The organism is Thermobacillus sp. ZCTH02-B1 (assembly GCF_002159085.1).
Classification (GTDB): Bacteria; Bacillota; Bacilli; order Paenibacillales; family Paenibacillaceae; genus Thermobacillus.
The window spans coordinates 183,136-203,470 of the sequence record NZ_LZRU01000019.1; the positions used below are offsets into that span (position 1 = coordinate 183,136).

Consider the following 20,335-nt stretch of genomic DNA (forward strand, 5'->3'; position numbering starts at 1 on the left):
GTTTATCCGGCGCGTATCGCGGGGTGTTTCGATGAAGCTGTCCTACCGGACGATCAAGCATTTGATCCTCTGGACGCCGACGGTCACGATCGGGCTGTGGGAGTATGTGCGGCACACGGTGCTCCTGCCGTATGTGTCGATGGATCTCGGCAACCTGCTCGCGCCCCTGATCGTGCTGCTTGTATCGGCCACGCTGCTGAGGAAATTGTTCGCGATGCTCGAGGCGACGCAGGAGGAGTTGCAGCGGGAGCGCATGCTGAAGGCGGCGCTCGAGGAGCGGGAGCAGCTCGCGCGGGAGCTGCACGACGGCATCTCGCAATCGCTGTTTCTGCTTTCGGTCAAGCTGGACAGGCTGGACCGGACGGATTGCGACGAGGAGGCCCGCGCGGTGACCGCGGCCATCCGCGAGACGGTGCGGCGCGTCTACGACGACGTCCGCCAGTCGATCGCGAATCTGCGCAGCATGCCGATGCCGGGCGATTTCTCCTGGATGGCATCGATCGAGGCGCTCGGCGGCGAGGTGGAGGACGCGGGCATCCGGTTCGAGTGCGCGGGAAGGCTGCCGGACCGGCTGCTCACGAACAGGGAGAAGGTCGAGCTGCTCGCGATCGTGCGCGAGGCGGTGCTGAACGCGCGCAAGCATGCGAACGCGCGGACGATCCGCGTCGCGATGGAGCCGACGGCGGGCGGAGGCTTCCGGTGCGAGATCGCGGACGACGGCGTCGGGCTGGATGAGTCGAAGCTCAAAGCGTTCGACCGGTTCGGCATCCGGATGATGCGAAGCCGGGCCGGCGAGATGGGCTGGAAGCTGGACATCCGTTCCGGGCCCGGCGGGGGCACGGCGGTGTTGGTGGAGAAGCCGGATCCTGAGTGAAAGGCGGAAGGTCGGAATGGCGGACAGGTACGTGGATGAAGAGCGGTCCGGCGGGGAAGGACGGATCCGCTTTCTGATCGTCGACGATCACCCGCACGGGCGCGAGGGGATGCGGGACATCCTCGAAATGGAGCCGCGGTTTGCGGTCGTCGGCGAGGCCGCATCGGGGGAAGAGGCGCTGGAAGCGGCGCGGCGCCTCAAGCCGGACATCGTGCTGATGGACGTCAACATGCCGGGCATGGGCGGGCTGGAGGCGGCCCAGCTCGTAAAGCGGGAGCATCCGGACATGCGCATCGTGATGGTGACCGCCCACGACGAACCGGCGTTCCTGTTCGAGGCGCTGCGCTGCGGGGCGCAGGGGTTCCTGCCGAAGAACGTCCGGCCGTCCGTCTGGGTGGACTATCTGCACGCGATCGCGAACGACGAGACGCCGCTGTCCTCGGAGATCGCCCGGATGCTGCTGAACACGTTCACCGTCGGCGGAGCGCGGGATGGCGATTCGGAAGGCGGCTTCGGAGCCGCCGGCATCCGGCATCGGAGCGAAGGGTCGGAGCAGCGCGGAGTTTTGACGGTTTCGGGGCGCGGCGGAGATGCCGCGGTTTCGGGCCGGTCCGGGGACGCGGCCGGAAACGCGGCGTCGGCGGGCCGGCCGGCGCGGCGGTCGTGGCTTTCCCGCAGGGCCGATTCACCTTCCGCAGCTTCCGTTTCCGCGGACGCCGCGTCCTCGCCCTTCGCGCCGCCTTCCGTTTCATCGCGGCCCGTCGTCCGTCGTTCCGTCGGGATTCTGACGCCGCTCACCGCGCGGGAACGGGAAGTGCTCGAGCGCGTCGCGAACGGCGAGTCGAACCGCGAGATCGCGCAGCATCTCGGCCTGTCGGAGCATACGGTCAAAAACCACCTGAAGAACATTCTGCAGAAGCTGCATCTCGACAACCGGGTGCAGCTGGCGCGGTACGCGTACGAGACCGGCATCGTCGGCAGGGAAGGGGATCGGGACGGAGCCCGGTGACGAAACACGGGCCCGTCGGCTTCATGCAGGCGAAGGACCGGACCGGGACGCCGGCGGAACGGATGGGGAATGCATCGCGCTGCGGCGCGGAGCATGTGGTGAACAGGTGACCGGCACGAGTTTATAAATTGTTCAATTTTATAGCCCTTTCGCGTCATGTCGCATCCCGTCCGCCGCGCTAGAATCGAAACCGATTCTACCGGAAAGGACGGGATTCGATTTGATGAAGCGAATCATCGCGGCGGCGGCGGCTTTCGCCCTGTTCCTGACGGCGGCATGGCCGGCCTCGGCGCATGTGACGATCTCGCCGCAGGAAGCGGTCCAGGGATCGTATATGGTATTCACGGTGCGCGTGCCGAGCGAGAAGGAAGGAACCGAGACGACCGCGGTGCGCGTCGTGTTCCCCGAGGGCGTGTCCGTCAGCCGGTTCGAGCCGAAGCCGGGCTGGACGGTCGCATTCGAGCGCAATGCCGATCAGGCGATCACCGAAGTGACCTGGACGGCCGAACCGGGCCACGGGCTCGACGTCACCGAGTTCACGGAGTTCCGCATGTCCGGGCGCGTGCTGCCCGACGTGGAGCCCGGCACGCGGCTCGTCTGGAAGGCGTACCAGCATTACGCGGACGGCAGCGTCGTCGAATGGATCGGCGCGCCGGACACCGATTCGCCCACTCCCGCGCCGGTCACCGTCGTCGTGCCCGGCGATCCGGTCGACGACGGCCACGGCGGAACGCAGGGCGCCGCTTCCGCGGCGAACGACGGGGACGGCGGTTCCGCTGACACGCGCATGCTCGTGATGCTGATCGTGTCGTGGATATTGTCGATTACGGCGTTCACGCTTTCGCTGGTCCTCTACCTGGAAAAAAGAAAACAGCGGGCCCGGAACTGACGGCATCTTGCCTGCGACGCCCGCGCCGCACTTGCAAACCGTATCCAATTGTCTATAATAGATATCAATGCAATCCGGTCGAAATGCGATGACGGAGACGAGTAAGCAGTCACAGGGGCGCACAGGGAAGGGACGCCGGAGACTGAGAGCGTCCCCGCGTCAGCCGGCTGCCGAAATTCCCTCCGTAGCAGGCCGCTGAACGGGATGCCGCATGGTGAAAAAGCCCGCGGTTCCCCAGTAGGCTGTGCCCGGCGCGGTCCGTTATCCGCACAATGAGCAGCCGCCGGCTGCGATCGCCTCGTGCGTCGCCGGCCGGAAGGCGCGCGGAAGCGCGGCATGAATCGCGCGTCCGTTGCCGCCGCGGCTGGAAGAAGGGTGGTACCACGGTCCTCTCGTCCCTTTCGGGGCGGGAGGATTTTTTGTTGAAGCCCAAGACAGCACAAGTCCGGAGGTAATCGCGATGAAGGAACGTCTGGAAGCGCTCCGCGAGGAAGCGCTGCGGGAGCTGGCGGAGGCCGGCGACCCCGCCCGTCTGAACGATCTCAGGGTCAAATATCTCGGCAAGAAGGGCGCGCTCACCGAAATTTTGCGCGGCATGGGGGGCCTCACGGCCGAGGAGCGGCCGGTCGTCGGCCGGATCGCGAACGAGGTGCGCGCCGCGATCGAAGGGATGATCGAGGAGAAGCTGCGTCAGCTCCGGGAGGAGGAGACGGCGCGCCGGCTCAAGGCCGAGACGGTCGACGTCACGCTGCCGGGACGGAAGCCGCCGGCGGGCGCGATCCATCCGCTCACGAGGGTGACGCGCGAGATCGAGGACGTGTTCCTCGGCATGGGGTACACGATCGCCGAAGGTCCGGAGGTCGAGACGGACTTCTTCAACTTCGAGGCGCTCAACCTGCCGAAGGACCATCCGGCGCGCGACATGCAGGATTCGTTCTACATCACGGACGAGATCCTGCTCCGCACGCAGACGTCGCCCGTGCAGATTCGCGCGATGCGGGCGATGAACGGGCGGACGCCGCTCAAGATCATCTGCCCGGGCAAGGTGTACCGTCGCGACGACGACGACGCGACGCACTCGTTCCAGTTCAACCAGGTCGAGGGCCTCGTCGTCGACCGGAACATCCGCATGAGCGACCTCAAGGGGACGCTGCTGGAATTCGCGCGCGCGATGTTCGGCCCGCAGACGCGCATCCGGCTCCGGCCGAGCTTCTTCCCGTTCACCGAGCCGAGCGTCGAGGTCGACGTCACCTGCGTGCAATGCGGCGGCAGCGGCTGCCGGATGTGCAAGCACACCGGCTGGCTCGAAATTCTCGGCGCCGGCATGGTGCACCCGCGCGTCCTCGAGTACGGCGGATACGATCCGAACGAGGTGAGCGGATTCGCCTTCGGCCTCGGCATCGAGCGCGTCGCGCTGCTCAAGTACGGCGTGGACGACATCCGGAATTTCTACCTGAACGACATGCGGTTCCTGCGCCAATTCGCGCGGATGTAGGGAAAGGGGCGGCTCAATCGCGATGAAAGTCTCGTATCAATGGCTGAAGGAATACATCAACCTGGAGGGCATTGCGCCCGAAGCGCTGGCCGAGATGTTGACGCGCGGCGGCATCGAGGTCGACACGGTGGAGCAGCGCAACAGGGGCGTCTCGAATGTCGTCGTGGGCCATGTGCTGGAAAAACAGAAACACCCGGACGCGGACCGTCTCAGCGTCTGCAGGGTCGATGCCGGAACCGGCGAGATTCTCCAGATCGTCTGCGGCGCGCCGAACGTCGCCGCGGGGCAGAAGGTGCCGGTCGCGCTGATCGGCGCAAAGCTGCCGGGCGGCGTCACGATCAAGCGGGCGAAGCTGCGCGGCGTCGAATCGCAGGGCATGATCTGCTCCGCGAAGGAGCTCGGCATCAACGACAGGCTGCTGCCGAAGGAGATGCAGGAGGGCATCCTCGTCCTGCCGGAGGACAGCGTGATCGGCACGCCGATCACGGAGGTGCTCGGCCTCGACGACGCGGTGCTTGAGCTGGATCTTACGCCGAACCGCGCCGACTGCCTCAGCATGATCGGTGTCGCGTACGAGACGGCCGCGCTGACGGGCCGCGCGGTGAAGCTGCCGGATGCGGGCGTGACCGCCGGGCCGGTCAAGGCGGCCGACAGGATCGCCGTCACGATCAGCGCGCCGGATCATTGCTTCCGCTACGCGGCCCGGTACGTGCAGGGGGTCAAGGTCGGCCCGTCCCCGCAATGGATGCAGAACCGGCTGATCGCGGCCGGCATCCGTCCGATCAACAACATCGTTGACATCACGAACTACGTCATGCTGGAATACGGCCAGCCGCTGCACGCGTTCGACGCCGACAAGCTGGGCGGCCGGATCGACGTGCGGCTCGCGCGGCCGGGCGAGACGATCGTGACGCTCGATGACCAGGAGCGCAAGCTGGACCCGGACATGCTGCTCATTACGGACGGCGAGCGCCCGGTGGCGCTGGCCGGCGTCATGGGCGGCGCGAACACGGAGGTGACGGACGGGACGGTGAACGTCGTGCTGGAATCGGCCGCGTTCGACGCCGCGTCGGTGCGCCGCACGTCCCGCCGCCTGGGGCTGCGCTCGGAGGCGAGTCTCCGCTTCGAGAAGGGCGTCGACCCGTCGCGCGTCGTGCCGGCGGTGGACCGCGCCGCGCAGCTCATGGCGCGCTACGCGGGCGGCACGGTCGCGGAGGGCGTCGTCGAGGCCGTCGTGCGCGAGGGAGAGCCGGCCGTCGTCCGCGTGCCGCTGGCGAAAATCAACGGCCGCCTCGGCACGTCGCTGTCCGCGGAGGAGGTGGAGGGCATTTTCTCGCGGCTCGGGTTCGAATCCGGGCTGTCCGCGGACGGCGTTTTCACCGTCAAGGTGCCGACCCGGCGCGGCGACATCTCCATTCCCGAGGACCTGATTGAGGAAGTCGCGCGGCTCTACGGTTACGACAACATCCCGGCGACGGCGATCGAAGGCAGCACGACGGCCGGCCGGCTGACCGGACCGCAGGCGATCCGCCGGGCGCTCCGGGAAAGGCTGGCCGACGCGGGCTTGCAGGAGACGTTCACCTACTCGCTCACGCATCCGTCCCGAACGCGCATGTTTACGCTGCTCGCCGAGGGCGCGGTGCCGATCCGGGTCGCGATGCCGATGAGCGAGGACCGGAGCGAGCTGCGCACGAGCCTCGTGCCGAGCCTGATCGATGCCGCGATCTACAACCGGAACCGGAAGAACACGGATCTCAGGCTGTTCGAGATCGGCAGCGTCTTCCTCACGAACGAGGAACGGCTCACGGGGCTGCCGCGGGAGAGCCACCGGATCGCGGGCCTGCTGACCGGCAGCCGGACGGACGCGCAATGGAACGTCAAGGCGGAGCCGGTGGATTTCTACGACGCGAAGGGCGTCGTCGAGCTCATCTTTGATCTGCTCGGCCTGAGCGGGCGGGTCCGCTACGAAGCGGCCGCGCCGGACAACCTGCATCCGGGCCGGGCCGCGAAGATCTGGCTCGACACCGGCGCGGGCGAGGCGCTGGTCGGCTACGTCGGCCAGCTGCATCCGGACCTCCAGCGGAAGGAGGAGCTGGACGACACCTACGTGTTCGAGCTCGCGCTGGATGAGCTGTACGCGCACGCGGATACGGCGATCACCCAGCAGCCGCTGCCGCGCTATCCGTCCGTCGAGCGCGACCTCGCGGTGCTCGTCGACCGCTCGGTCGAAGCGGGCGGCCTGCTCCGGGCGATCCGCGAAGCGGGCGGCGATCTGCTCGAGTCGGTCGACGTGTTCGACGTGTACGTTGACGACCGGCTCGGCGCGGACAAGAAGAGCGTCGCGTTCTCGCTTGTCTACCGCCATCCGGAGCGGACGCTGACGGACGAGGAAGTGAACGATCGCCACGCCGCGATCGTCGACCGGCTGGCCCGCGCGTTCGGCGCCGAATTGCGCAAGTAGGCGGCCGGCAGGCAGGAAACGGTCAAAGCCGCATCGAAGTAATGACGTCGGATATTCGGTGCGGCTTTGTGCTTGGATGCCGCATGCTCTGCGCCCCGACAGGCGCGGCGCCGCCGATCGCAACGACACGAAGGGAGGAGCGACCGATCATGGAGGCCGAACGCACCCGGGTGACCGTCGATATATTCGGGCAGCAGTACCGCCTGACCGGCCATGCCAGCGCAGAGCACATCCGGCGCGTGGCGGAGGCGGTGGACGATTACATGAACCGGATGGCCCGCCAGTTTCCCCGGCTGGACATGCCGCGGATTGCCGTGCTGACCGCCGTTCACATGACGGACGAGGTCATCCGCCTGCGCGAGGAGGCGGCGAGGCTGCGCCAGGAAGCGGAACGGCGCCGGAAGGCGGAGGAGGAGCTCGCGGAAGCGCGGGCGGAGATCGATCGGCTTCTGGCCGAGCGGGAGCGCCTGCGGCAGGAGATGGCCGCCGAGCGGCAGCGGGCGCAGGAGGAAGCGGCGCAGCGCCGCCGCGAAGCGGATCAGCGGCTGGCGGCCGCCGAGGCGGACTGGCGGCGGATGTACGAGGAACGGGAAGCCGAACTGCGGCGGGAAGCCGAGGCGAGGGAAGCCGCCCTTGAGCAGCAGATCGCGGAGCTGCGGCGGGAGGCCGAGGAGCGGGAACGCGAGGCCGCCGGATTGCGCGAACGGGCCGAGGCGGCGGAGCGCGAGGCGGAAGAGCGGCGCAACGATGCGGAGCAGGCCGGGCGGGAGGCCGGCGAACTGCGGGGCCGGGTCCGGCAGCTCGAGCAGAAGCTGCGCGAGCTCCAGGGAAGCTTCGAGCGCCTGACCCGCGAGCGCGACGAGCAGGCGGGGCGGGCCTTGCGGCTGGAGGAGCGGATCCGCGAGCTGGAGCTTGCCGCCGCGGAAGCGGAGGAGTGGCGCGCCCGCGCCGGGGCGCTCGAGGAGGAGCGCCGGCAGGCGGACGCGCGCGCGGCCGAGTGGGCGGCAAAGTTCGAAGCGGAGGCCGGGCGCGCCCGCGCGGAAGCGGACGCGCTGCGCGGGAAGCTGGAGGCCGTCGAGGAGCAGCTCAGGCAGGCGAAGGACGGCGCCGAGAGCCGGATCGCGGAGCTCGAGGAAGCCTACGATCGGCTGAACGTCGAGCACACCCGGCTCAAGGAAGAATACGCGAAGCTGCAGAACGAGTTCAACGAATGGATCGAGCTGATCGAATCGAACGGCTGAAACGAAAAGGTCGGTCGGGATGCACGGATCCCGACCGACCTTTTTCCCGGAGAGGGCTGAAGCGAGGCATCCCCGGCCCCGTCGCCACATCACGCCTCGACGATCAGCTTCGCGAACATTTTCGCGTGGCCGACGCCGCACGGAATGTTGCAGATGATCTCGTATTCCCCCGGTTGCTCGAACGTGACCGTCACCGTCTGGCCGTCCCGGAGCTCGATGCCGGTCTTCGGCACTTCGATGCCGTGCACCCCTTCTTCGCTCACGAAATGGAACCGCACGGCTTCGCCGGACTTCACGCGATACTCGGAACGGTCAAATTCGAAATTCCTCGCCCTGACTTCCAGCACGCTGTCCGTCTGCGTCTGGTTGGATTTGTCGATGATGATGCCCTCCGGGGCTTTGTTCCCGCCGTTTCCGCACGCGGCAAGCACGCAGGCCAGCGCGAGCGCCGCGGCCGCGGCCGCCGGAAATCGTATCCGCATCCCGCTTCCCTCCGAATCGGACCGAAAAAATTTCACGGTTTGTGACATTTATCATTGTAACGGATTTTTCAAAGCGGGACGTGACAAACTGTTGGATGAAGTTTGACAAATGCGTGAACGCGAAAACAGCTTTCCCCCCGGAAAGCTGCATCGAAAGCGGCTCCGTCCGAACGGCGGTGAAGCGGGCGAAGGCCGGCGTTCGCGGAGAAATTCGCGGAAAACGATCCGCGGCATGCCGTCCGCCGGATGGCGCGGCGGCCGGGCCGGAACCGGGTCGTCTTCCGCGCTGCCTCCGGCCGCGGCGGGGCGTATGCCCGGGGCGCCTCCGGCGGAACGCGGGCGCCGTCGCGTGTCCGTGCGGTCGGGATATTCAGGATTTCTTGCCCGCTTTGCCCGCTTCGTACGGCGAGCCGATCGGGATGAACAGGTCGATGATCCCGATCACGAGTGCGGCCAGGATGGCGCCGAGCCAGGACACTTCCACGTTGCCGACGATGAACTGGGCGATCCAGATGACCGCCGCGCTGGCCAGAAATCCGACAATCCCCCGTCCGAACGGCGTAACCTTCTTGCCGAACAGGCCTTCGACGATCCAGCCGAGCACCGCGATCACGATGGCAAGGAACAGGGCGCTCCAGAACCCGCCCACGTCGAAACCCGGAACGATCCAGTCGACGACCATCAGGACGAGCGCCGAGACGACGAAACGAACGATGGTTCCGATGATGTTCATCGCAATTTCCTCCTTGGGATGGGATGCGAGATGCGAATAAAGGCTGCGCTTCCGCCTCGAAATGATGCGGGTTCGGCGTTAGTGTTCCCGCAATCGGAGGGTTCATGTTTGGCAGGTTTTGCATCGCGCTGACGAAATCCGTCCCGCACATCGTGAGCGGCTCGATGGCACCCGTCCCGCGCATCGGCTATAATAGGGGGCTGAGAGGAGTTGTGACGGGTGGACGGCAAACTCTTGCACATCCTCGAGTACCCGAAAATCATCGAGCGGCTCAAGGCGCATGCCGAAACGTCGCTCGGCGCGGAACTGTGCGGAAGCCTGAAGCCGGCCGGCGACCCGGAGGAAGTCGGCCGGAGGCTCCGGGCGACCGACGAGGCGTTCGCCGCCGAACGGCTGAAGGGAGCGCCGCCCTTCGGCGGCATCGCGGATGTCCGCGCCGCCCTGAAGCGCGCGAAGATCGGCGGCGTGCTGAGTCCGGCGGAGCTCCTGGAGATCGCCGGGACGGCGCGCGGCGGCCGGCTCGTGAAGCGCCACATCGCGCAGATTCACGGCGAACATCCGCTGCCGCTTCTCCATGAACTGGCCGAACGGATCACCGAACATCGCGAGCTGGAGGAATCGATCGCCCGCTGCATCGACGAGCAGGCGTACGTCGTCGACCAGGCCAGCCCGGAGCTGGCGGCCATCCGCAGGGAGCTCAAGGGAGGAGAGGCGCGCATCCGCGAGAAGCTCGAACAGCTCATCCGCACGCCCTCCGTCCAGAAAATGCTGCAGGACGCGATCATCACGATCCGCAACGACCGGTACGTCATCCCGGTGAAGCAGGAATATCGGGCGCATTTCGGCGGCATCGTGCACGACCAGTCCGGCTCCGGGGCGACGCTGTTCATCGAGCCCGAGTCGATCGTGCAGATGAACAACCGGCTGCGCGAGCTGAAGATCGCGGAGGAGCGCGAGATTGAGCGCATCCTGATGCGGCTGACGGCCGAAACGGCGGATCACGCCGATGATCTGTCCGCGAACCTCGAGCTGCTCGCGGCGCTCGATTTCGCGTTCGCGAAGGCGCGGCTCGCCCGCGAGATGCGGGCTTCGCTTCCGCGGATGAACGACCGCGGCTACCTCAAGCTGAAGCGCGCGCGCCATCCGCTGCTTCCGCCGGAGTCGGTCGTGCCGCTGGACGTGGAGCTCGGCGGATCGTACACGGCGATCGTCATCACCGGCCCGAATACGGGCGGCAAGACGGTCACCCTGAAGACGATCGGCCTGCTCAGCCTGATGGCGATGTCCGGGCTGTTCGTGCCGGCGGATGACGGCAGCGAGCTCAGCGTGTTCGACGCGGTCTACGCCGACATCGGCGACGAGCAGAGCATCGAGCAGAACCTGAGCACGTTCTCCGGACATATGAAGAACATCATCCGCATGCTGCGCGGAATGACGCCGAAGAGCCTCGTGCTGCTCGACGAGCTGGGCGCCGGCACCGACCCGGCCGAAGGTTCGGCGCTCGCGATCGCGATCCTCGAGCACATCCACCGGATGGGCTGCCGGATCGTCGCGACGACGCACTACAGCGAGCTGAAGGCATACGCCTACAACCGCCCCGGCATCATCAACGCCAGCATGGAGTTTGACATCCGGACGCTCAGCCCGACCTACCGGCTGCTCGTCGGCGTGCCGGGCCGGAGCAACGCGTTCGCGATCGCCGAGCGGCTCGGCCTGCCGCGATCGATCATCGAGCGCGCCCGCGGCGAGGTGGGCGAGGAGGAACGGCGCGTCGAGAACATGATCGCGTCGCTCCAGGAGGACCGCCGGAGCGCGGAGGCCGAGCGCCGGACCGCGGAGTCGCTGCGCGCCGAGATGGAGCGCCTGAAGGAGCGGCATGCCGCCGAGCTTCGCAGGTTCGAGGAGCAGCGCGACCGGCTGCTGCGGAAGGCGCAGGAGGAGGCGCGCGAGGCGGTCGCGAAGGCGCGCCGCGAGGCGGAGGCAATCATCGCGGACCTCAGGCGAATGGCGATGGAGGAAGCGGCGTCGCTGAAGGAGCACAAGCTGACCGAGGCGCTCCGCCGCCTCGACGAGGCGGTGCCGGATCTTGCGCCGAAGCCGGACGCGCGGCGCGACCGGAAGCCGGCCCGCGTCGAGCCGGGCGACGAAGTGACGGTCGTCAGCCTGAACCGGAAGGGGACGGTGCTCGAGGTGGAGGAGTCGGAAGCGCTCGTCCAGCTCGGCATCATGAAAATGAAGGTCGCGCTTACCGACCTGGAGAAGGTGCAGCCGGCGAAAGCGAAGGAGCTGCAGCCGGCGGCGAGCCTGAAGCGCACGCGCGGCGACCTGCGCATGGAGCTGGATTTGCGCGGCAGCACGCTGGAGGACGCGCTGCTCGAGGTCGACCGCTTCCTCGACGAAGCGTACCTGGCGAACCTCGGGCAGGTCACGATCATCCACGGGAAGGGAACCGGCGTGCTCCGCGCGGGCATCCGCGACTTTCTGCGCAAGCACCGCCTCGTCAAATCGTTCCGCGACGGCACCTACGGCGAAGGAGGAATCGGCGTGACCGTCGCCGAACTGAAATAGCCGCCGGGCCCGGACGGCTCCGGGCACGGGCGCGTAAAGGGGGATGATCACGGTGGAGCAGGCTTTGGACCAATGGCTCGGCAATCCGTACTTCGCGTTCGTCGCCTATTTTTCGGTTGCGATCATCGCGCTGATCATCTTCCTCTACTGCTTCGAATTGGTGGTCCGGTACAAGACGTGGGACGAGATCCGGAACGGCAACCTGGCGGTGGCGATGGCGACGGGGGGCAAAATTTTCGGCATCTGCAACCTGTTCCGCTTCTCGATCCAGTCCGGCGATTCGCTGTACCAGTCGATTCTCTGGGCGGCTTTCGGCTTCGTGCTGCTGCTCGTCGCCTATTTCCTGTTCGAATTTTTCACGCCCGTGTTCCGCATCGACGACGAACTGAGGCGGGATAACCGGGCGGTCGGCTTCATCGCCATGATCATCTCGATCTCGCTCTCTTATGTCATCGGCGCGACCGTCCTGTCATAAGCGGCAAGCGCCGGCGGGGAGGAACGAGCGTTGAAGTATCTGTGGGGGACGCTGCTGGTCATTGCGGCGATCTTCATCATTGCGGGCGTTGTGTATTTGATGTGATGCGATACTTCCGCCCGGAGGCGAATCAGGCTCCGGAGCGGCCGGGAGGATGTCGGATCGGATGGAGCACACGACGATATGTCCATGGTGTCAGACGGAGATCGCCTGGGACGAAGAGACCGGAGAGGAGAACATTTGCCCGTATTGCGAAAATGAGCTCGGCGATTACCGGACGATCAGCGTGGAACTGGAGCGGAACGAAGGTCTGGCGGACGAAGGCGAAGGCGGAGAGCAGAAGAGCGCGGATTCGGAGGACCGCGGCGACCGCGGCCGGTTCGCGGGCGATTCGGACCTGGAGGGCTTCCGTCCGGTCAACCTGCGGCTGATCGCGCTGGCGGGCAAGCTCGAGAAGATTTTGATCGAACAGTTGGAAGTGCCGGAATGCCCGTCCTGCCGCGAGTACATGATCGAGGCGGGCACGCAGACCGTGGGCGCGGAAGGCTGGCAGCCGACCGTGCCGCCGGCGTTGAAGCGGGCGCTCCTGCCCGCGCCGTTCCGCCTGATCTGGTACGTCTGTCCGAATTGCCACCAGATGCACACCCTGCTCGCCCCGGAAGACCGTGAGCGGCTGCTCGACAATCTCGGCGGCGACGACGAAGACGGCGGCGAAGCGAAACGGGATTGACCGAAGGATCGAACGGCGGCGCCCTGCGCCCGGGCCGGGATCCCGCATGACATGACTTCCCGCCCGAACGGGCAACTTAGGGAAGACGGAGTCTACGGGAGGCTGGCGATGGCGCAGGGCAAATTTATTTCCGTGGGCCGCACGGCCCCATTTGCGCGCTCGCCGCGCGCGCTGGCCGGCCGGGTGCGCGGCGGCGATCCGCACACGTCCCGGCCCGCGCTCGGCCGGCAGGCGGTATTGCTGCTGGCGGTGCAGGGCATGTTCGCCGCGGCGGGCGCGCTGTCCGGCACGTTCGTGCCGGTCTATCTGTGGAAAGCCAGCCAGTCCCACGCGGCCGTCGGCTGGTTCGCGCTGGCGCAGCATCTTGCGTCGGGCTGCGCGTTCTGGCTCGCCGGAGCCTGGGTCAAGCGGCATGACAAGACGATTGCGCTTCGGGCGGGGCTTGCCGCATCGGCCCTTTTTTATCTGGCCGTGCTGCTGCTCGGCGACGCGGCCGCGGGGTGGACGGCGGCGCTCGGGGCGCTGAACGGGCTGGCCGTCGGCCTGTTCTGGCTGGCTTACAACGTCGTCTATTTCGAGATCACCGACCGCGAGAACCGCGACCGGTTCAACGGCTGGGCCGGCCTTCTCACGTCGCTCGCCGGAATGGCGGCCCCGTGGCTGTCGGGCACATTCATCACCCTGTCCGGCGGCACCAGGGGATACCGGATCGTGTTCGCGACGTCGCTCGCGATGTTCGCGGGCGCGGCGCTGCTCAGCCTGTTTCTGGAGAAGAGGCGAACGGGCGGCGCGTTCGACTGGTCCTACGGCCTCAGCCAACTGCGGACGAAGGACAACCCGTGGCGCTCCGCCGTGCCGGCACTCGCCGCGCAGGGGCTCCGGGAAGGCGTCTGGCTGTTCCTGCTCGGACTGCTCGTCTACTTCGCCACGGGCCGCGAACAGAGCGTGGGCGGCTACAATTTCTGGACCTCGCTCACGGCGCTCGGCTCCTTCTGGCTGGCCGGCCGGCTGCTGCGCCCCCGCTTCCGGCGCGCGGCCATGCTCGCGGGCGCCGCGGCCGTGTCCGGTCTGCCCGCGATTCTGCTCGCGGACACCGGATACGCGGCGCTGCTCGCCACCGGCGTCGGCACGGCGCTGTTCATGCCGCTGTACATCATTCCGATGACTTCGGCCGTGTTCGATCTGGTCGGCAGGACGGACGAGGATGTGGAGCGGCGCGAGGAGCTGATCGTGCTGCGGGAGACCGGGCTTTGCGCGGGAAGGGTGCTCGGCCTGGCGATTTATCTTGCCGTCGTCGCCCGGGAGCAATCGCCCGCCGCGCTCGCCTGGCTGCTGCTGGCGGTAGGCGCCGCTCCGCTCGCGGGCTGGCTGTTCATGCGCCGGCAACTGTCGGCCTGACACGGCAGGCCGTCCGCCGGCGCATCTCCGCCTGCCCGGGCCGCACGCGGCATCGCGCCGGCGCGTTTGCCGGGCCGGGTCCCGCTTTGCCGGTTCCCGGCGTCCGTCCTGCTTTCACAGCGCCGGCATGTCCGCGCGCCTGCCGCGGATTCCGGGCCGGGCTCCGTTTCGCGGTCCCCGGGTTCCGTTTGGCTTTCCGGGCCGCCCGGCCGCCGCGACGCGGGCCTGCCCGCCCGTCAGGCGGGCGAGCTCGCGCAGCACGAACGCGCGCCGCTCCCGGATATAGCGGCGGATGATCCGCGGCTCCCTCAAGAACTCGCGGTAATCGTATTTGCGCGTGTCATCCTCCCGCACGGCCGCCGCAATGTTGTTCATCATCCGGCGGACGACGGGCATCAGCCTGCGCTCGGTGAAGGGACCGGCCAGCAGCCTGCGGAGCAGCCGGAAATAGCGCTCCCGGTACTCCCGGAAACCGAGCAGCTTCGCGGTCAGCGTGTTGTACCCCGTGATCCGCACCTGGCTGGCCGGACAGATCTCCCCGTAGCAGTTCCTTCCCCAGGTCCCCTCGTAATCCCACGGCAGCATGCGGTATTTCCCCGAAGGCAGATGCTCGTAGAGCGCGTAGTTTTGCTCGAATCCGTCGTAATTGCCGGTCAGGACGGCGCCCGCCAGCCATTTCAGATAGTGGTCGACGTCCACGCGGCGGGCGAGCAGCCGCTTCAGCGCGGCACCCTTGAGCCGGTTCAGATCGCGGATGAACGCTTCCAGCCGCTCTCTGGCGGCTTCGCCTCCGGCCACCAGCTCGTAGCCTTCGAACAGCGAGCGCTTCGGGTTTCCGGTTTCGGGCGATTCCAGCCCGAAGTGGGCGCTGTCGTTCGCGGCGTACATGATGGAGCGGTACCGGATGTTCCGCGCGCGGAAGAATGCGGGCACGACCGCCTCGATCTCGAGATAGACGCCGAGCGGACGATCGTTGACATACAGGAGGCAGTGGGTCGTCTTCGGAGCCGGCAGGCCGATCAGATTGAAAAAATAGAACGAAAGCGCGTTGCGGATGAGCGACGGATCGTCGTATTCGGCGTTCCAGTGGAACGTGTGGCCGCCCGTGACGCGAAGCTCGTAGGACGGCTTGGGATAGCTCCGGGTGTGGCCGCCGCGGATTTTCAACCTGGCGGGAATGTTGCCGTCGACGAGCACATCCGCTTCAAGGTCGTCCCAAGGATTGCGGTGCAGTGCCTCCCACCAGGCGGGGTCGACGCGGAGGCGCCGGCTGGGCAGGGATGCGGATGGCATGGACATCGTCCTCCCGGCATGCGTTCGTGCGGTCCGAACATGATGAAAGCCTATCGTCATGCGACGATAGGCTATTCTCATTGTTACGCTATGCTGCCGGGGCCGTCCCGGTCACCTCCGCCGTTTGCCGGGAGCGGTGATATACCAGCCGTCCGGCCAGTAGCTCCCCGTATACGGCCAGTCGGTCCCGCGGACCGCCGGCCGGCCGCGCGTTGGAGCGCCGGCTTCGCCTCCGTCTCCGGCCCCCGATTCGCCGGTTCCCTGATCCTGATCGCCGGCGCGAAGACCGAGCGTGCGCTGACCCGCCGTCCGTCCGGGCGTGCGGCCGCGCGTGCGACGACCCGCTGTCCGTCCCGGCGTGCGGCCGCGCGTGCGACGTCCGGGTGTGCGTCCTTCGGCGGCGGGTTCAACGGCGGTGTTTCCGCCCGCGTTGCGCTGACCCGCCGTCCGTTGCCCGGGCGTCCGCAGTCCGGCGGTTCGCTGTCCGGGCGTGCGGCCGGCCGTACGCTGACCCGCCGTCCGTCCGGGCGTACGTCCTTGTGTGCGTTGACCCGCCGTCCGTCCGGGCGTACGTCCCTGTGTGCGTTGACCCGCTGTCCGTTGCCCGGGTGTCCGCGGTCCACGCGTCCGCCGGCCCTCGCCATTGGTTTGTCTGTCCGGCATGCAGATCCCTCCTTCTTGCCGTGAGCTAATACAAGCTATGACCGCACCGTCCGGTCGGACTGGCCTTGAACACAATTTGACGCGAAATGGTTGTTCAACCAGTACCGCTTGTCAACCGGCCACATAAGCTTGTATTACATTTAATCCTTCATGACGCCAGACAGGGGACAAGGACAGGAGGGATGTCCGCACTTACCGGATCGAAGGAGGGTGGCATTCGTTCGACTGTCCGGAATCCACGCGTCCACAAGTCTTTAATGGAGGGATGAAGCATGTTCTATCCGATGTTCCGTTACGGCGGGCATCATGTCAGCTACCTGCTGTCGTTCATCGGCAAGACCATCAAGATCAACCGCGGCGGTCCGGAATCGATTGTCGGCAAGCTGATCGCCGTGCATGCCGATTACATCGTGCTGCTCACGAAGGACGGCGTCGTCTATGTGAACACGCACCACATCAAGAGCATCACGGAGGGCAAGACGAACCAATCGATCGGGCGCACCATCGGCCGGACGGGGTATATCGTGGCACACAGCTTCCATGACGTCCTCCGCCGGCTGACAAAGCATTTCGTGCAGATCAACCAGGGCGGTCCCGAAAAGGTGACCGGCTTCATCGTCGAGGTCGGACCCGACACGCTGCTGCTCGTCTCCGGCAAGGAGGTCATCCGCATTCCGCTGTTCCATATCCGGACGGTGAGCCTGGCGCGGCGGGACGGCAGCGACGACAAGTCCAAAGACGACAGCCAGCGTTCGCAGGGTCAACGTTCGGGCGGCCGGGATTCCGGCAGCGGCAGCGGATCGCAGGCCAGCCGGGGGCGCCAGGCGAGCCGGGGACAACAGGGCAGCAAGGGGCGTCACGGCAGCCGCGGCGCCGGCGCGGGGGCGGCGCCGGCCACAAGCGATAATGCGGCGGTGACGATTTCGGCGCCGCTTTGATTCGGCGCAAGCGATATCGCATTTCCGCCAACATCGGCATTTCTCGGTTTCATCATCATCCATTTCGGGCCGGCCCGTCGGCCGGCCCCGCAAGGGGGGAATCCGCATGATCACGGCTCTGCTCATCATCCTGGCGGGCATTCCGCTGTACGCGCTGATGAAGCTGCCCGCGGACAGCAGACCCGAACCGGCCGCCGCCGCGCTCCGGGCGGATCGACTGGAACTCGCCGTCCCGAGCGAGGCGCGCGATCATGCATGAGATTCAGACGTACAGCGCGTATGCGATCTTCGTCGCCACCATCACCCTGCTCATCTGGCGGCCGAAGGGGATGAGCGAGGCGTATCCGGCGGCCGGCGGTGCGCTGGCCCTGCTCCTGATCGGCATCGTCAAGCCGCAGGAGATCGGCGAGGTGTTCGGGATCGTCAGCGGTGCCGTCGTCACCATCCTGTGCACGATCGTCATGTCGATCGTATTGGACAGCATCGGCTTTTTCCGGTGGTCGGCGTACAATGTGATCCGGTATGCGCGCGGCTCCGGCATAAGGCTCTACTGGGTCATCATGGCGCTGTGCTTCCTGATGACCCTGTTTTTTAACAACGACGGCAGCATCCTGATCACGACGCCGATCATCATCCAGGTCGCAAGGCTGCTCAGGCTCAAGGTCCACCAGCAGATTCCCTACCTGATCGGCGGCGCGATGGTCGCGACGGCCGCGAGCGCGCCAATCGGGGTCAGCAATCTTGCGAACCTGATCGCGCTGAGGATCGTCGGTCTCGACCTGAACACGTACGCCTTGCTGATGATTCCGCCGTCGTTGGCCGGCATCGCGGTCATCGCCCTGGTGCTGCTTCTCATCCATTGGCGCGCGATCCCGAAGCGCATCGCCGTGCTGCCGGAGGGAAGCAGGCAGGCGGGCGGCGCACACGAAGACGGCAACTTGATCGATCCGCGTGCCGCCGCCGGCAGATGGCTTCCCGAATCGGCGATCGAGTCCGGCAGGACGCCGTTCCATCCGCTTCGCGATGCCGGCGGCGACTTGCCCGACTGGCGCCTCTTCCAGACGTGCATCGCGTTCGTCGTGCTGATCCGCGCGTCCCTCTTCGCCGGAGAGGCGGTCGGCATCCCGATCGAATGGATCGCGGTTGCCGGTGCGGCGTCGCTTATTTTTATACGCTGGAGATGGACGGGCATCGGACCTGCGGATCTGATCCGCAAGACGCCCTGGCATATCCTCCTGTTTGCATTCGGCGTCTACGTCGTCGTCACGGGCATGCGGAACGCGGGGTTGACGGACTGGATCACCGCGCAGGCCGCGCCGTACATCGCGGCCGGGGGACTCATGTCGATTATGTGGACAGGCGGGTTGCTCACGCTCATGTCAAACCTGATCAACAACCTGCCGTCCGTCATGATCGGGACGATGGCGCTGACGGACATGGGATTGGACGGGCGCACGCTGCAGATCGCCTATCTGGCGAACATCATCGGCAGCGACGTCGGGTCGCTCTTGACGCCGCTCGGCACGCTGGCCGCTCTCGTCTGGATGTTCATTCTGAAGCAGCACGGCATCCGCTTCGGATGGGGAGCCTGGGTCCGGACCGCGCTGCTGGTCATTCCGCCGGGGCTGTTCGTCAGTCTGGCGGCGCTTCATCTCTGGACACAATGGATCGGATAGGAAGGAGGAATGCGGCATGAGCCATCCGCTGACAGGCAAACCCGTCGAAGTGGAGCTGTCGGGCAGAGCGGTTCCGGTGCAAGGCGTCCTGCTCGAGACGGGCCCGGACATTCTCGTCATCCGCAGCGAGAGCCGGTATTACTATGTTCCGATTGTCCACGTGCAGCAGCTCAGGCCGGGCGATCCGGAAAGCATCTCGGACACGCCCGCCGAACCGCCGTTCGAACCGCAGTCCGAACCGATTTCGTACCGCAAGGTGCTGCTCAACGCAAAGGGCATGTTCTCGGAGCTGTTCATCACGGGCAGCCAGACGATCCACGGCTATGTGACCAGCGTGATGAACGACTACTTCGTCTTCTATTCGCCCGTCTACCATTCCGTCGTCGTCTCGCTCGATCATCTCAAATATCTCGTGCCCTATCCGCCGCAGTCGACGCCGTACGGCATGTCGCCGGAACAGTTCCCGCTCAAGCCGTCCCCCGTCTCGCTTTCGCGCACGTTCGAACAGCAGGTCCGCAAGCTGATCGGCGAATTCGTCGTGCTCGACCTCGGCGAGCATCCGAACCGGATCGGCGTGCTGAAGGGGCTGGACGGCGGGCTCCTGGCCATCGCGAACGCATCCGGCCAGACGGTCTACATCCATTTCAATCACGTCAAGACGATCCATCTGCCGTGAAGCGGAAGGGCGGTGACGGAGCGCGGCACCGCCGCTGGCGAGCCTCGCGCGGCAAGCGGGGGCTCGCCTTTTCGCGTCGTCCGGGTTATACTGGTCATATGGCACATGTTCCCGGGTGACCTTCCAACGGCCGGAATCGCCGGCGGTTATTTTTTTGTTTTACAGAACAAGCGGATTGGGTGTATGATATATCATTATCATCCGCTTCGGTCCGGGGAGGGTCTGGAATGGTCGACGGGTTCAAACTCAAAATCCTCGAACTGCTGAAAGAAGACGCGCGAAGGTCACCGGCGCTCATCGCGACGATGCTCGGCGCCTCGGAGGAGGAAGTGGCGCGGGCGATCGAAGAGCTCGAGCGGGATCATGTGATCGTCAAGTACTCGGCGGTCGTGAACTGGAGCAAAGTCGCGGATGACAAGGTGACGGCGCTGATCGAAGTGCAGATCACGCCGGAGCGCGGCCGCGGCTTCGAAGGCATCGCCGAGCGGATCTATCAATATCCGGAAGTGAAGTCGGTCTTCCTGATGTCGGGGGCCTACGATCTGCTGGTCGAAGTGGAGGGCAAGACGCTCCAGGACGTCGCATCCTTCGTGTCGAGCAAGCTGTCTCCGATCGACGCCGTGCTGTCGACGAAGACGTTCTTCATTCTGAAAAAATACAAGCAGGACGGCATCATCTTCGAGGAACGCGAAGGTGATCAGAGGCTCGTCATCTCGCCGTGAGGAGTGTCGCTT

General features: G+C 66.3%; 18 protein-coding genes. 15 read left to right on the plus strand and 3 right to left on the minus strand.

What is annotated here, in order from left to right; genetic code table 11:
• Window positions 1-31 precede the first annotated feature (31 nt).
• The 6 genes from A9Z00_RS09165 to zapA all read left to right on the plus strand — a co-directional run bounded on the left by A9Z00_RS09165 (window position 32) and on the right by zapA (window position 7,969).
• Entirely contained in the window at window positions 32-874 is an 843-nt protein-coding gene (locus A9Z00_RS09165; RefSeq protein WP_296976182.1) for a sensor histidine kinase, read from the plus strand.
• Window positions 875-890: 16 nt separating this feature from the next.
• Window positions 891-1,883, plus strand: a complete 993-nt coding sequence (locus A9Z00_RS15875) for a response regulator (protein ID WP_483316289.1) — start codon at window positions 891-893, stop codon at window positions 1,881-1,883.
• A gap of 223 nt (window positions 1,884-2,106) precedes the next feature.
• Window positions 2,107-2,772: a YcnI family protein gene (locus tag A9Z00_RS09180; RefSeq protein ID WP_296976185.1), complete on the plus strand. Its 666-nt coding sequence runs from the start codon at window positions 2,107-2,109 to the stop codon at window positions 2,770-2,772.
• A 460-nt stretch (window positions 2,773-3,232) separates the two neighbouring features.
• Entirely contained in the window at window positions 3,233-4,267 is a 1,035-nt protein-coding gene (gene pheS / locus A9Z00_RS09185; protein WP_296976188.1) for a phenylalanine--tRNA ligase subunit alpha, read from the plus strand.
• A 22-nt stretch (window positions 4,268-4,289) separates the two neighbouring features.
• Window positions 4,290-6,728, plus strand: a complete 2,439-nt coding sequence (gene pheT, locus A9Z00_RS09190; protein ID WP_296976191.1) for a phenylalanine--tRNA ligase subunit beta — start codon at window positions 4,290-4,292, stop codon at window positions 6,726-6,728.
• A 149-nt stretch (window positions 6,729-6,877) separates the two neighbouring features.
• Complete coding sequence (gene zapA, locus A9Z00_RS09195) at window positions 6,878-7,969, plus strand: cell division protein ZapA (protein WP_296976194.1); 1,092 nt, start codon at window positions 6,878-6,880, stop codon at window positions 7,967-7,969.
• 89 nt (window positions 7,970-8,058) lie between these two features.
• On the opposite strand, the gene A9Z00_RS09200 is transcribed toward zapA, so the two are convergent.
• Window positions 8,059-8,451 carry a cupredoxin domain-containing protein gene (locus A9Z00_RS09200; RefSeq protein ID WP_296976205.1) on the minus strand — a complete coding sequence of 131 codons (393 nt, stop codon included), beginning with the start codon at window positions 8,449-8,451 and terminating at the stop codon, window positions 8,059-8,061.
• A 370-nt stretch (window positions 8,452-8,821) separates the two neighbouring features.
• Entirely contained in the window at window positions 8,822-9,184 is a 363-nt protein-coding gene (locus A9Z00_RS09205; RefSeq protein ID WP_296976208.1) for a phage holin family protein, read from the minus strand.
• Between the two features lie 219 nt (window positions 9,185-9,403).
• Here A9Z00_RS09205 and A9Z00_RS09210 point away from each other — a divergent pair, with 219 nt between their 5' ends.
• From A9Z00_RS09210 to A9Z00_RS09225, 4 genes are all read left to right on the plus strand, one after another.
• Window positions 9,404-11,752, plus strand: coding sequence for an endonuclease MutS2 (locus tag A9Z00_RS09210; RefSeq protein ID WP_296976211.1), 2,349 nt, complete (start codon window positions 9,404-9,406; stop codon window positions 11,750-11,752).
• Window positions 11,753-11,795: 43 nt separating this feature from the next.
• Window positions 11,796-12,227, plus strand: a complete 432-nt coding sequence (locus tag A9Z00_RS09215) for a DUF350 domain-containing protein (RefSeq protein ID WP_483316290.1) — start codon at window positions 11,796-11,798, stop codon at window positions 12,225-12,227.
• 154 nt (window positions 12,228-12,381) lie between these two features.
• Window positions 12,382-12,957 carry a hypothetical protein gene (locus A9Z00_RS09220; RefSeq protein WP_296976217.1) on the plus strand — a complete coding sequence of 192 codons (576 nt, stop codon included), beginning with the start codon at window positions 12,382-12,384 and terminating at the stop codon, window positions 12,955-12,957.
• 51 nt (window positions 12,958-13,008) lie between these two features.
• Window positions 13,009-14,355 (plus strand): MFS transporter, encoded by a 1,347-nt coding sequence (locus A9Z00_RS09225; protein WP_296976220.1) that lies wholly within the window; start codon window positions 13,009-13,011, stop codon window positions 14,353-14,355.
• Between the two features lie 114 nt (window positions 14,356-14,469).
• On the opposite strand, the gene A9Z00_RS09230 is transcribed toward A9Z00_RS09225, so the two are convergent.
• Window positions 14,470-15,648, minus strand: coding sequence for a CotH kinase family protein (locus tag A9Z00_RS09230; protein ID WP_296976223.1), 1,179 nt, complete (start codon window positions 15,646-15,648; stop codon window positions 14,470-14,472).
• Window positions 15,649-16,583: 935 nt separating this feature from the next.
• Here A9Z00_RS09230 and A9Z00_RS09235 point away from each other — a divergent pair.
• The 5 genes from A9Z00_RS09235 (at window position 16,584) to A9Z00_RS09255 (ending at window position 20,323) form a co-directional block, all read left to right on the plus strand.
• Window positions 16,584-17,249: a hypothetical protein gene (locus A9Z00_RS09235; RefSeq protein ID WP_296976225.1), complete on the plus strand. Its 666-nt coding sequence runs from the start codon at window positions 16,584-16,586 to the stop codon at window positions 17,247-17,249.
• Between the two features lie 106 nt (window positions 17,250-17,355).
• Complete coding sequence (locus A9Z00_RS09240) at window positions 17,356-17,508, plus strand: hypothetical protein (protein ID WP_296976227.1); 153 nt, start codon at window positions 17,356-17,358, stop codon at window positions 17,506-17,508.
• Entirely contained in the window at window positions 17,501-18,925 is a 1,425-nt protein-coding gene (locus tag A9Z00_RS09245) for an arsenic transporter (protein ID WP_296976230.1), read from the plus strand. Before A9Z00_RS09240 ends, A9Z00_RS09245 begins: the two co-directional genes overlap by 8 nt.
• 16 nt (window positions 18,926-18,941) lie before the next feature.
• Entirely contained in the window at window positions 18,942-19,601 is a 660-nt protein-coding gene (locus A9Z00_RS09250; RefSeq protein ID WP_296976233.1) for a DUF2642 domain-containing protein, read from the plus strand.
• 227 nt (window positions 19,602-19,828) lie between these two features.
• Complete coding sequence (locus tag A9Z00_RS09255) at window positions 19,829-20,323, plus strand: Lrp/AsnC family transcriptional regulator (RefSeq protein WP_296976236.1); 495 nt, start codon at window positions 19,829-19,831, stop codon at window positions 20,321-20,323.
• The last annotated feature ends 12 nt before the right edge of the window (window positions 20,324-20,335 follow it).